12 protein-coding genes are annotated in these 12,823 nt (G+C 57.8%); 5 read left to right on the top strand and 7 right to left on the bottom strand.

Going from position 1 to position 12,823, the window contains the following annotated elements; all coding sequences use genetic code 11:
* Nucleotides 1-131 precede the first annotated feature (131 nt).
* On the bottom strand, nucleotides 132-1,265 hold the full coding sequence (locus IEW73_RS07325) for an acyltransferase family protein (RefSeq protein WP_229675813.1): 1,134 nt from the start codon (nucleotides 1,263-1,265) through the stop codon (nucleotides 132-134).
* 241 nt (nucleotides 1,266-1,506) lie between these two features.
* Here IEW73_RS07325 and IEW73_RS07330 point away from each other — a divergent pair, with 241 nt between their 5' ends.
* A complete protein-coding gene (locus tag IEW73_RS07330; RefSeq protein ID WP_188672154.1) occupies nucleotides 1,507-2,484 on the top strand; it encodes a hypothetical protein in 978 nt (325 codons plus the stop codon).
* Nucleotides 2,485-2,509: 25 nt separating this feature from the next.
* On the top strand, nucleotides 2,510-3,697 hold the full coding sequence (locus tag IEW73_RS07335; RefSeq protein ID WP_188672157.1) for an EAL domain-containing protein: 1,188 nt from the start codon (nucleotides 2,510-2,512) through the stop codon (nucleotides 3,695-3,697).
* On the opposite strand, the gene IEW73_RS07340 is transcribed toward IEW73_RS07335, so the two are convergent.
* On the bottom strand, nucleotides 3,694-4,110 hold the full coding sequence (locus tag IEW73_RS07340) for an STAS domain-containing protein (RefSeq protein WP_188672160.1): 417 nt from the start codon (nucleotides 4,108-4,110) through the stop codon (nucleotides 3,694-3,696). The two genes, IEW73_RS07335 and IEW73_RS07340, sit on opposite strands and share 4 nt — an antisense overlap.
* Before the next feature lie 261 nt (nucleotides 4,111-4,371).
* Here IEW73_RS07340 and IEW73_RS07345 point away from each other — a divergent pair, with 261 nt between their 5' ends.
* Nucleotides 4,372-6,135 (top strand): penicillin-binding transpeptidase domain-containing protein, encoded by a 1,764-nt coding sequence (locus tag IEW73_RS07345; RefSeq protein ID WP_188672163.1) that lies wholly within the window; start codon nucleotides 4,372-4,374, stop codon nucleotides 6,133-6,135.
* 28 nt (nucleotides 6,136-6,163) lie between these two features.
* On the opposite strand, the gene IEW73_RS07350 is transcribed toward IEW73_RS07345, so the two are convergent.
* From IEW73_RS07350 to IEW73_RS07360, 3 genes are all read right to left on the bottom strand, one after another.
* A complete protein-coding gene (locus tag IEW73_RS07350; protein WP_188672165.1) occupies nucleotides 6,164-7,915 on the bottom strand; it encodes a bifunctional metallophosphatase/5'-nucleotidase in 1,752 nt (583 codons plus the stop codon).
* A 164-nt stretch (nucleotides 7,916-8,079) separates the two neighbouring features.
* Nucleotides 8,080-8,700, bottom strand: a complete 621-nt coding sequence (locus IEW73_RS07355; protein WP_188672168.1) for a hypothetical protein — start codon at nucleotides 8,698-8,700, stop codon at nucleotides 8,080-8,082.
* Between the two features lie 100 nt (nucleotides 8,701-8,800).
* Nucleotides 8,801-9,823, bottom strand: a complete 1,023-nt coding sequence (locus tag IEW73_RS07360) for an NAD(P)-dependent alcohol dehydrogenase (protein ID WP_229675814.1) — start codon at nucleotides 9,821-9,823, stop codon at nucleotides 8,801-8,803.
* Nucleotides 9,824-9,919: 96 nt separating this feature from the next.
* Between IEW73_RS07360 and IEW73_RS07365 the strand changes: the two genes are divergently transcribed.
* Entirely contained in the window at nucleotides 9,920-10,564 is a 645-nt protein-coding gene (locus IEW73_RS07365; protein WP_188672170.1) for a TetR/AcrR family transcriptional regulator, read from the top strand.
* A gap of 57 nt (nucleotides 10,565-10,621) precedes the next feature.
* Nucleotides 10,622-11,062: a CoA-binding protein gene (locus tag IEW73_RS07370; protein ID WP_188672187.1), complete on the top strand. Its 441-nt coding sequence runs from the start codon at nucleotides 10,622-10,624 to the stop codon at nucleotides 11,060-11,062.
* A 4-nt stretch (nucleotides 11,063-11,066) separates the two neighbouring features.
* Here IEW73_RS07370 and IEW73_RS07375 read toward each other — a convergent pair whose 3' ends face one another.
* On the bottom strand, nucleotides 11,067-12,311 hold the full coding sequence (locus tag IEW73_RS07375; protein ID WP_229675815.1) for an RNA polymerase sigma factor: 1,245 nt from the start codon (nucleotides 12,309-12,311) through the stop codon (nucleotides 11,067-11,069).
* Between the two features lie 12 nt (nucleotides 12,312-12,323).
* A complete protein-coding gene (locus tag IEW73_RS07380) occupies nucleotides 12,324-12,746 on the bottom strand; it encodes a YciI family protein (protein WP_188672191.1) in 423 nt (140 codons plus the stop codon).
* Nucleotides 12,747-12,823 lie beyond the last annotated feature (77 nt).

A 12,823-nucleotide genomic window follows, 5' to 3' on the forward strand; every position in this document is an offset into this window, starting at 1 on the left:
TCAACTTATGTGATACACCGCGGTCAACTTACTGCGCGGAATAGTAAGCAAGAACACCTAACTCACCATGTTTGATATAGAACACTTTTCTGCTCGAAAAATGAGGTGGATCCGCCACAGCAACGTGCGAATCAGACTTTTCCGACTTCTTTTGCGACTGGTTGGGCAACTACAGCTACCGGCCTAGGCGCCGATTCTGGCTTAGGCGCGACGCCTCGGATACGTGGGTGCAACTCGAACAAGAAGTTCATCCGCGCCTTCAAGAGCAGCGAGTGACCTTGGAGCGCAAGAGCGACCACCGCTGCCGTGACCACAAGTGGGAGAACGATTCCCACACCAGGCAAGCCCGTGAGCATCGGGACCTGCAGTAGTCCATACACAACAATGGCGATAAGGATGTCCATCATCACGTACACAGGAAGCGTTCGCGTCCCGATGGATTGGAATATGTTGCCCAGGTGACTACCAACGAGCCACGTCGCGACCAGAACACCGAGGCCAAGGCCGACAGTGGTGACGATGAGGCGCAATTCTCGAGCGTCAAAAACAGCGAATTTGACGATCGGAAAGTACACCGCAGCGTATATACCTAGCGCAATACCGATTCGCCAAATATTACTTAATTGACTGAACTTCACGATCAAAGGCCGGGCATGAACTGCGAGAAGGAAGTAGACGAAATACATTCCAAGGTTTCGCCAGCCAAATCCAACATCGGAGAACACCCCGTAGCGGCCATAAGCGGCGATTGACAACACTATCGCGAAAGAAAATTGCACACTCAGCGGAAGCTTGTAGATAAGCTTCGCGACGATTGCGAAAACAGCGAGGCCGTAGATGAACCAAAGGGCACTCGAAGGCATCCAGAGTCCCCGAATGACGTTCTCAAACTTGGCGTACCCGCCGTGGCGGACTTCGCTTGGGAGAAGGTTGTGCGCGATGAAGAACATCATGAGCCACACCACGTATAGGTAGGCCAAGTGCGCGACCCTACTGCGCAACATTGTGGTCCATGACATCGCGAGCATGCCCTGCGCAAATAGCCCCGATGCCACAAAGAACAACGGCATGCGAATCGGCTGAAGAAATGCGTTGATGTCCCGCCAGAAATCTGGGGATAGGTCCTTGCGGACGAGCATTCCTACTGCGTGAAGCAGCACCACAAGTGTGATGGTGAGGCCTTTTGCGAGATCCACCCACTCAACGCGCGGCTTGCCCTTAGCGGGCGTCGGCGTTAGTTGGTGTGTCGCAGTGCTCGGCTTCACGGTCACTCCCTGGTTGCGGAGAAGGGCGTACGGTGCGCCGCCTGCGGCAAAACTGTTCGTGCGCGATATTCGTTTCACGCGGCGCTGCGCTGGGTGGCGTCTCGAAGGTTGCCGATTCACCACTTTCCTGAGAAAAGGCTAAGTTGCGTTAATCAAGGAGTAAAGGTAGTTGAAACACACGTCACAACGCGACGTACGTCACATTCCGGCCATCACGGACAGAGAGGGCAGAATGGGGGGCATGAATTCCGCACGCGCCGCCCAACGCCGAGTTGACTGGACCGGTTTACTGTTCGGCGTCTTCATGCCATTCGTGGTGGCCGGCACTCTGCTGTGGCTCACTCGCATATGGGAGCCGCGCCTCCCCGAGAACGTCGTCGCACAGTGGAATGCGATTGGCGAGCCAAGCAGAATAACGCCGTTGTGGAGCAACACTTGGCTGCTCGCCACCCTCATGGTGGCAACCGCCTCTGGGCTTGGAGCGATCGCTGCGCTACGTCGAGCCCTCTTGTCGCTTCGCTTCCTTCTGCTTATTGTCAGCACAACGGTCACTGGCCTTTTTGCAGGACTGTGGGTTGGCATCCTGATCGGCCATATCAACGTCATCAACATCAATGACGCGACGCTCGTGGGATGGCCCATCGCCGCGGGTGTAGCACTCGGCGGAGTTACAGGATTTATTGCCGCCAACAAACTTCACGACGGCCGCATTGTCGGGAAGGCCACACGCCGACCCCCATCGCATTTGCCGCGCGCTGAGGCCAGTTCCTTCGACGAGACGGTAGTGGCGTCAAAACCGATGCAAATACTTCTCGTCGGAACCCTCATCGTTGTCGGTGGCGTAGTGGCGGCAGCATCGCGGTCATTGTGGCCATTGGCATTGTTCGTACCCCTGGCATTCCTCCTCGCCGCGGGCATGCGCGCGCACATTCACGCGGACGGGGCAGGGCTTGCCGTGCGAATCATGGGACACACCGCCTTTAACCTCAAGACCGGCGAGATCACCAAGGCAGAGATGTCGACAACATCACCCTTTGGGGAGTTCGGCGGGGTTGGTTTGCGTGTACGCGGCTCCGGCGACTACGGCCTCGTAATGCGCAAGGGCCCAGCAGTCGTCGTGTACACCGCAGGCGGACACAAGTTCACTCTCACAACTGACCAGCCAAGGCAGTTAGCCGGCATTCTGAACAGTGCGGCAGACGCGTCTCGGCCCGAATAGCCGAGAGTCGTGCAAAGGTATCGATATGGAGTTCGCAGGACTGACTGTAGTGCCGCACTGCGCACCGGTTCGAGACTTGCGCAGTGGCACGCTCGCCGCAGTTGATGTGCAATTGCGCGGCGAAGAGGGCGGGCCACTGGCTACATCGGCTGCGCTACGGACTGTGGCGCGGTCCATCAGTGAACAAGTTCAATTAGATGCTTTGACGGCCTCGGTCGCGGATCACTTGGAGGCACAAAGTGTGCCTCTTATGGTCTCTGTCGATGTTGGATCATTGTCCGAACTTCGCGCCGATTCAGGAGCAGCCGACAAGCACGAAGTAGTGATCATTACTGACCACGCCTTGATCACCGACCCATCCAACGTGCTGCACCTTATTGCCACCGCGCGGGCCGAAGGAAAGGTCATAGCGGTCGATGATGTCGGCAAGGTTGGGCGGTCCTTAGCGTTACTGCCCCTGATTGAACCGGAAGTTGTGATCCTCGCTGCCGAGTTGCTGAGCAGGCGACCCGACAGCCATGTCTCACGGGTTGCACATGCAATCGCCGCGCACGCAGAACTGACGGGCGCCGCGGTTATCGCACATGGAGTAGACAGCGACGAGCAGTTGGAACGCGCGCTTGCACTCGGCGCCGACTACGGGGTGGGTGAACACTTCCCCTCGTTAGAACCCCTGGCCACACTTTTCGAGGAACGATGCGTGCCGATCCCGTTTGGCACGGCACCCGTCAGGGAGGGTCGGTTGCCGTTCGACATCGCTGCAGAGGGTCGGCGTATCCACCGGAGCAGGAAACGACTGTTAGTCGAAATGAGTACCACGCTGGAGCGCCACGCCGAGGTGGCGGGACCCGACACAATTCTGCTGGGCACCTTTCAGCATGCGCATAACTTCACGAGCGGAACCCGGGACAGGTGGGAATCGATCGCCGCTCGGGTGGCGTACGCGGGTGTGTACGGGGTTGGGATGGGTCCATTCGTCGACGGGAATGTTCATCACGCACCGCTAGATCCTGCGGAACCGCTGGTGGATGAGTGGAATGTTGTGGTGCTCGCACCGCACTTTTGCGCCGTGTTGTCGGCTAAAGACATTCACCGTGGCGACCACGACGCTGATAGGGAGTTCGATTACGTCGTTTCCTACGAACGCTCCACGGCAGTGCGGTGCGCGCGCGCAATCTTGGACCGATTCGCCGAGGCTCCTGGGAACTCCTAGCAAGCTGCGTGCGTCGCCCCCGCTTTAACGAGGCGGAGATGTGCACGACTAGCTTCGTCGAGGAGAAGCCACGCATCGCGCAGCGTGGTGCACATGATCGTCTCATGTGCTTCATCCACCGTGTCGTACACGTTGGCGACTGAATGCGGTGCAACGATGACCAGGGTGGCGTCTTCGAGCGACGTGAGGGCATTGAGATCAGTGAGGGCGCGTAGAGCGGTCCTAGAAACGAACAGCGCCTTGCGGATGTCGATGACAACTTTTTCCGGTTGTGGGAGTGCACCCAACACTCTGAATAACCGCGGGAGCGCCATCGCATCGAGTTCGCCGCCAACACGGACCAACTGGGTATCGTCGTCCAGTTGCTCAATGCTGATCGTCACATGGGTGTCGAAGTACGGGTGTGTATTCATGATGCTTCCCTTCCCTGCAGCAACCGCGGAGTGTGAATGCGTTGTCATCGCAGCCAGGTGACAGTTTCGTGACATCCGGTGTGGGGCGGGGTTTTAGTCTTTCGAATCTGCCCCTGAGCTGCGATGACCCTTTTAACAATGCTGGTTGGACATCACACCGCTACAACCCGGAAGATAAAGAAGCGATAACTTACAGGTCACGAACAGATAACGCGCTATGCGGGGGTCGACAGCACTGCACGCTCATGGTGCGATGGTCGTATGCGCGCCCCACATCGACTCCTGCTCGCTAGCGTCCTCACACTGATCATGGTGGCAACATCGTCGTGCGCACTATTTACCAACGAAAGCCACGACACGCTGCGGGCCTTTGCCGACGCTATAAAAGTCGGTGACGTCGACGCCGCCGCAGCACTCACCACCGACCCAGCAACAGCTGCAGTCGATATTCAGTCAACCCTCGACGGGCTCGGCACCACACCTACCACGGTAAGCGTCGGATTGGACAGTAGCGTCCTTGAGTTGGTCGCGGTATGGGAACTCGGTAGCGGACGATTTCTCGAAACCCAAGGGACGGCCGAGTTCGCTGATACCGCCAACGGTCTGCGCATTCAATGGTCACCCAAGGTTCTCGACAAGCGCCTTGAACCCAACGGGCACCTGCTTTTCGCAGAACTATTGGACCGCGAAACCCCAGTGGTCGACCGCAACGGCGGTGAGGTGATGACGTGGCAAACCGTCACCACGATCTCACTGAATCCCAGCGCGATCGATAGCGCAGATGCTGTAGCGGCCCTGGTAAGCAATGCGGCACCGTCAGTAACGGGTGCTTCAATTCGCGAAGAGATGAGCGCCCTCAATGACCGGGACTACATTGTTGTTGCCCTCCGGGAAAGCGACTTCGCTCCGATCCGTGATGAGCTTTCCGCTATCGACGGCGTTGGCCTGAGCGAACATGGACAACTCCTCAATGTGGACCGCTCACTTACCTCACCAGCCTTGCGTGAGCTACCAGAGGCATGGGAGGAGATTCTGCACGACCACAAAGGCTGGTCCGTCTCGGCCGTTAATCCAGGTGAAACCATCGTTATCACCGGAGGGGAACCACTCGAGATCACCGACGTACCCACATCGCTTGACCTGCAAATTCAGCAGGCCGCACTCGATGCTGTGAGCAGCGAGGAGCAACCGGCAACGATCGTCGCCATCGACCCGTCCACAGGTGGTGTGCTCGCAGTAGCACAAAACTCGGCCGCTGACACCCAAGGCCCAATAGCCTTGACCGGCCTCTACGCGCCCGGATCAACATTCAAGATCGTCACCACGTCCGCCGCAATTAACGCCGGGATCACTTCACCGGACGACATCGTCCCATGCCCCGGAGAAGCCACCATCGAGGGTCGCGTTATTCCCAATGATTCGGGATTCGACCTCGGAAATGTCCCGCTGCATACCGCTTTCGCGCGGTCCTGCAACACCACACAGGGCCTACTTGCCGTTCAGTTAACAGCGAATGCGCTGCCCGCCACTGCAGTATCACTAGGTCTGGGTGTTGACTACGAGATCCCAGGGCTGACCACTGTGACGGGGCGCATCCCCACAACCGACGTCGGTGCCGCACGAGTAGAGGCGGCCATCGGCCAAGGTCAAGTACTCGCCAGCCCGTTCGGAATGGCAGTTGCTGTCGCGTCCCTCGCAAACGACGGACGCACGATCACGCCGACCTTCCTCGAGAACACTGAAACCCACTCCGACGATTCACCCACTCCCCTCCCACCTGACGTCGCCGATGCGATTCGCGACATGATGCGTGAAACCGTCACTAGCGGTACGGCGACTGCGCTCAACGACATCGCCGGGCTTGTCGGCAAAACCGGCACCGCCGAAGTCGATGGCGCAGCATCAAATGGTTGGTTCGTTGGCATTGTCGACGGAATGGCGTTCGCAACTTTTGTTGAGGGTGCACAGTCGTCGGCTCCAGCTATTGCCGCATCTGGCAGGTTCCTGCGAGCCATCACCGACTAGCTGCGGTTCATCAGGGGCCACCAACCGTTCATTCAACGGTGATGCGACCAACCTTCGGAGCGCTCACCGGGGCTTCGGGTGACGTGTTGGCATCCAGCCACTCACCGAAAGCATCGAGGTCGGTTTCACCAGTCAGGCGATTTGTGCCATCGGCAAAAGCGGTGAATCCATCACCACCATCAGCGAGAAACGAATTGACTGTGACGCGATAGGTTTCCGCAAGTTGCAGTGGCTCACCGTCAAGACGAACCGAGTCCGTGACGAGTTTGTCAGCACCATCGCGTGACTGCTCAATCGAGTAGGTAAACCCTTCCGAAACCTGCAGGATCAGTGGATTATCGGGACGGCCTTCCCACTGCTGACGGAGCGCCTCAAGGATCTGCTCACCCGTCAAATCCATAGTGACCAGGCTATTGCCGAATGGCTGCGTTTGGAACAGCGCTTCGTAAGTGATGGCACCGTTGTCCCCGAATAGCAGGTCATCGCGCACGCCACCTGGGTTCATAAAAGCGATCTGAGCTCCGCCCGTTTCGGGAGTGCTGGTGCGCGCTAGATGGACGTCAGCGATGAGGTTTCCGAGGGGGAATTCTTCTGCTCTTGTTTGCCCACGCATGATGTCTTCTGCGGCAAATCCGACTACTAGGTCACCGATTGCGCCGACGTACTCGTTGTAGCGGTCAATCAGTTCGACCTGATCAGGATCTGGAGCGATGAGCCGATCGACAACAATGTTGGAACCTTCAACGCCCGCACGGACGATATCGCCTGTTTCTAGGTCGTAGTCGGCCCGGATGTCGGTGTAGACACGACCGTAGCTTTCAGCGGACGTCACCAAGCGCGGCGTTCCCTCCGGATCGGGGATGCTGCACACGTACTCCTGGTGGGTGTGACCTGTAACGATGATGTCGATTCGGGGGTCGAGTTGCTCCGCAATGTTCACGATCGGGCCGGAGATTCCGGTATCCCCGTTGAAGGTGTTGCAGGCAAGATCGCCATTGTCGTCCGCTTCGGGGTATCCCCCTTCGTGAAGCAACACCACTATGGCATTGACGCCCTCGTCGGATAGTTCCTCCGCGTACTTGTTTGCTGTTTCTACTTCATCGAGAAACTCAAGACCTTCGATCCCGGAAGCGGCAACAAGGTCAGGAGTATCAGCCAGAGTCATTCCGATGAAGCCAATACGAACGTCGTCGCCAAAATCTTTAACCCAAGTCGGATCGAGCACCGGTTCACCTGAATTTGTGTCCACTACGTTCGCCGCAAGGAATCGGAAATCAGCGCCCGCAAACTCGTGGTTCGGCAGTTTGCAGCCGTCGGGGCCGCAGCCGCCATCGACGATCCGGAGCAGTTCATCGATACCCTTGTCGAACTCGTGGTTGCCCACAGACGACACCTCAAGCCCCAACGCCCCCATCGATTCCACTGTCGGTTCATGATCGAATGCCGACGACAGGAATGGGGCACCACCGATGAGGTCACCCGCCGCCACGCTCGTCGAGTGCGCTTGGTCGGCCCGGGCTTGCTGGAGGTGTGCTGCCAAATATGCCGCACCACCGGCGTCTATGTCGTCGCCCTCAAAGGTGACGGTCATTCCCTCTTCGGCTTGAAGTCGCCCGTGAAAATCATTAATCGCCAAAATTTGAATTGGTGCTGTTGCCGACGCCTCTGCTGTATCGGCGGGCGTGGAATTGGATGATTCTGGCTCGCTTGCTCCACACGCTGCCACAAGCACCGCCAGGGATCCCACTAACGCTCCAAAAACGAATTTTGTTTCGCGCACCGGCGCACTCCTCTACCTCAAGTTCAGCTTAAGAAAGCCTGCTTGATGGAAGTTTCCAGTGAGAAGACATTGGGTAATTGGAGTTTGAACAATCTAAGGAATTCCCGCCGACAACCCGGCGTGGGACCAACTAGCGAAGGGTGAAGCAACTGGCGAAGGGCGAACTAGACAAGTTCGGGCACGTGAAGGTGGGCTGACATGAGTTCGCATTCACACACCTCAACGACCTCCGCGTCCGCGTCCGCGATTGCTGTTTCACGAAGCTCTTCGGCGCGGGCGCGGCTTCGTTCCATCGCGGCGTAGTTGTCGTAGGCGACTGTCGCTACGGCAATCCCAGTCTCGCGATCAACCATGAGGCTGGCGCTACTAAAGCCGTCGAGTTCTTCAGCCGCGGGCATTACCCCGTGCTTGTAGATATCGATCGCGCGGTCCATGTTCTCCGGGTCAAGACGGAACCAGGTAATGCGCGCGCACGATCCCAACCTCGAATGGTGATTGCGGTGCAACGCTGCTATTTCCCATTCGTCGATTTGCGGGCGCCCGCCGAAAGCTTCGGCGGTTCTGTTCCGCGCGGGCCGCATTGCGGTTTCGCTGGCCTTCATGGCTTCCTGGGTTTGCCATGCGCTGGTGATGATGCAGCGTCGTGTTTTTCGATCAACGAGGACCGACAAGCCGACGAAGCCGTCCAGGTCTTGCAGCATTGGCATTAGTTCACGATCGATGTGCCGCATACCGGCATCGATGGAGTTTGGATGAGCGTTGACCGTTGTGGTTCGTGCGTACACAGTTTGACCCTTTTCCTTCGAGGCAGCGCCCCGGCGGCGCAACCGGTATCTTCAACTGTGCTCCTTTTTTGCAAAGGACGCATCCATTTCGGGATTTTGGCTACTCCGCCACGCTGATCACTACGTTTCCGCGCTTGCGTCGAGTTTCGACGTAGCGGTGTGCGTTGGCAATCTCGGTGAGTGGGTAGGTTCGATCTATTACGGGTGTGAACAGTCCTTTTTCAGCGAGTTCAGCGAGGAAGGCCAAGTCTTGCTTCCGGCCTAGTGCGACTCCGGGGATAACCTTCGTTTGTGTCGTCAAGGTGAGCCACGGGGCGATGATCAACTGCATTAGGGTTCCGTGGACAAGCAGCAGTCGTCCACCGCGGTTGAGGACGCTTTTGCTGCGCGAATAACCAGCGGATCCCACAGTGTCGACGATGACGTCGTAGGTTTGTTCAGTTCGGGTGTAGTCGGTCGTGGTGTAGTCAACAACCTCATCGGCTCCAAGCGACCTGACAAGATCGATGTTGGGCGAGCTGCATACTGCGGTGACGTGTGCGCCGAACTGTTGAGCTAGCTGTACGCAAGCTGTTCCCACGGAGCCCGAAGCGCCGTAAACGAGTACCCGCTCGCCTGGTTTGATACGCGCCTTGCGTAGGAAGTGCAGCGCCGTTGTGCCCCCGAAGGAGAGTGCTGCGGCTTGTTTGTAGCTGAGGTTTCTAGGTTTGCGGACAATCGATCCGTCTTCCGAAATGCAACGATATTGTGCATGGCAGCCCATTGCGGCGTCCCCGAATAGGACAACGGGATCGCCAACTGCAAATTCCGTTACCTTGGCTCCGATTTGGTCGATATCGCCGGACAGTTCAGTTCCAAGAATGGGTTGACGGGGCTTGCGGATGCCGAGAGCAAGCCGTGAGAGCAGGCCAAACCCGGCGGGCACGTTGTGACTTCGCACGCGGTAGTCCCCTGCCGAAACAGTGGTCGCGCGAACTCTGACGCGCACTTCGTCGGCCTTTGGGCGGGGTTTGGGGATCTCTGCCAACGTGACCACCTCCGGCGGTCCGTAGCGATTGCAGACGGCAGCGGTCATGGTTTCAGAAGACGTGGCTTCAGTGGAAGTACTGTCTTTGTGCATCATTACGAGCCTCCCCACTCAGTAGCCTTACTGTGTAAGGCATCATTCTTACATAGTAAGGTGTGCCATCGAGAACGACAATATGAGACGGGACGAACAATGCCTGAGGCACAACTGCGCCTAAGCCGGGAACGGATAATTGACGCGGCACAAAAACTCGCCGACACGAACGGAGCGCCCGCGCTCACGATGCGCAGCATTGCAAAATCCCTCGGCGTGGAAGCGATGTCGCTCTACCACCACTTTGCAAACAAAGACGAAATACTTGACGCCCTCGTTGACTCCGTATTCTCTGAAATCACCTTGCCGCAGAAAGGCGCACCGTGGGCAGAGGAAATGCGGGTGCGTGCGCAATCAGTCCGCGAGGTTCTGCTCCGCCACCACTGGGCCGTGGGCCTACTCGATTCTCGACGCAACCCTGGGCCCGCAACCTTGCGTCACCACGATCACGTCATCGGGTGCCTGCGCCAGGAAAACTTCTCTATCGAACAAGCAGCACATACATTCGCCACACTCGACAGCTACATTTACGGCTTTGTTCTGCAAGAAATCAGTTTGCCCTTCAACACAGCAGACCATGGCGCAGACATGTTCGCCGAAATCCTCAGCAACACCGCCGACGACTATCCGCACCTGACCGAAATGGCGACCGAATACACCGCTCGACTGGAGTACGACTTTGCCGACGAGTTCGAGTGGGGTCTATCGCTCATACTTGACGCGATTGCTCGCCGCCACACCTAAAGCGAAACTTTCACTGGCAGGGCGATCTGACAGGAGGATTGTGTGAACATTAGTGACATGACCGCGCCGAGAACGCACACAAACGATCCCGCCCTTATCCGACGCCTCCTCCTCACCCCAGCAACGTGGGCAGTGGTCGGACTTTCCTCCCACACAGAACGCACTGCCTATGGAGTCTCCGGTTGGCTCAAGAATCGCCTAGGTCATCGCATCATTCCGGTACATCCACGTGCAGACGAAGTATTTGGCGAACAGGGCTTCACCACGCTTGCCGAAATCCCAGATGGGGTGCACATCGAGGTTGTTGATTGCTTCGTCAATTCAAGCCGCGTTGGTGCCATTGTTGATGACGCAATCGACAATGCGGAAAGGCTTGGCATTTCAGCGGTATGGCTGCAACTTGGTGTCATCGACGAAGACGCAGCACAACGCGCCAAAGAAGCCGGACTCGACGTCGTGATGGACACCTGCCCGAAGATTGAATACCCAAGACTGTGAACCGTCAGAGGTTCTGAGCCTTCTGCAGCAAGTGGTTTCGTTGACGAACATTGGTAGTGAGGCTCGCTGCCTCAGCGAAGTCCGCCCGAGCCTCGTCCGCGCGTCCCACTTGGGCGAGGAGTTCGCCCCGCACACTCGGTAGCAGGTACGTTCCACGAAGTTTTCCGGCCGCACGAAGTTCGTCGACAAGTTTGAGGGCTTCGTGCGGACCTGCTGCCATTGATACCGCAACAGCGCGGTTGAGTGTCACCACCGGGTTTGCGGTAAGCGCTTCGAGCGCTTCATACAGGAGCACGATGCGGCCCCAATCAGTGACTTCAACGCTGGATGCATGTGCATGGCACTGCGCAATGGCCGCCTGAAGTGCATAGTTTCCGCGTCCCCGACCAAGAGCGTCCGCACGTCTTAGGGCTGCGTCACCTCGCGCGATCTGGCTGAAATCCCAGCGCGCCCTATCCTGGTCAGCTAGGACAATTGGGGTTCCGTCGAGTTTCGTCCGAGAAGCAAATCGGGATGCCTGAAACTCCATTAACGCTACAAGCCCATGCGCCTCAGGTTCGGTTGGCACCAATCCCGCCAGCATTCGCGCCAACCGCAATGCTTCGTTCGCGAGATCCACCCGAACCCACTTTTCGCCTGAGGTCGCCGCATATCCTTCAGTAAAGATGAGGTAGACCACCCCAAGAACGGCGCCGAGCCTGGTCGGCCAGTCGTGTGGTTCTGGAACTTCAAACGGGACGCGCGCCTCGGTTAGTGTCTTTTTCGCCCGCACTATTCGCTGCTGAATCGTCGAGCGCCCCACAACAAACAGGCGGGCAATTTCTTCGGTCGTCAGGCCACCCACTACCCGCAAAGTTAACGCAACTTGAGCATCCCGGCCCAACACTGGGTGGCATGCGGCGAAGATGAGACGCAGAACGTCGTCATCAATTGGTTCCCAGTCTTCAGCTGCCGTTTCATCAAGGTCGCGTGCGATCAATTCGTAGCGCTGATCAAGGCGTTCGCGTCGGCGCCAACCGTCGATCGCTTTCCGTTTCGCGACAGTGGTGAGCCAGGCGCCCGCATTGCGCGGAACACCTGACGTAGGCCACTGCGCGAGCGCGTCTGCGACAGCTTCTTGGGCGAGATCTTCAGCCAGCCCCACGTCACCCACCATCCGCGCGAGCGTGGCCACCACATGCGCGCCCTCAATGCGCCACACAGCATCTACCGTGCGACCAGTATCAGCAGCGCGACCAGAATCAACCACGGCGGCCGAATCCTATTCGGTACCCAATTCTTTGCGCCACCCTTCCTCTTTCTGAATGTATTCATTGTCCGTGAAATCTTCGAAGTCGCTTTCATCGGTCACCCTGCGCACTTCCAACCGTGCTCCAGGCCCCAATGGACAACGCTTCGCCCACTCCACAGCCTCTTCCTTCGAAGACACCCGAATGATCCAAAACCCGTTGAACAATTCGTGAGTCTCGCCGTACGGTCCGTCCGTCACGATGGGTTCGTCGCCGGAGAAATCCAGCACAAACCCTTCCTCGGGGTCCGACAGCCCTTCCCCAGCGAGCAACACACCCGCCTTCATCATCGACTCGTTGAAGGCACCCATCGCATTGATCACTTCTTCGAAAGGCACAGTCTTCGCGGCTTCCAATGCGGCATCTGTCATCCGCATGATCAGCATGTATTTCATCGTTAATCCTTCTCAGTCCGGGCGCCCTGGTGACGCCTTCTACTATGACGTCGACTGGGAATCAGTGGGATCGACAT

Source organism: Hoyosella rhizosphaerae (assembly GCF_014643175.1).
GTDB classification, from domain to species: domain Bacteria; phylum Actinomycetota; class Actinomycetes; order Mycobacteriales; family Mycobacteriaceae; genus Lolliginicoccus; species Lolliginicoccus rhizosphaerae.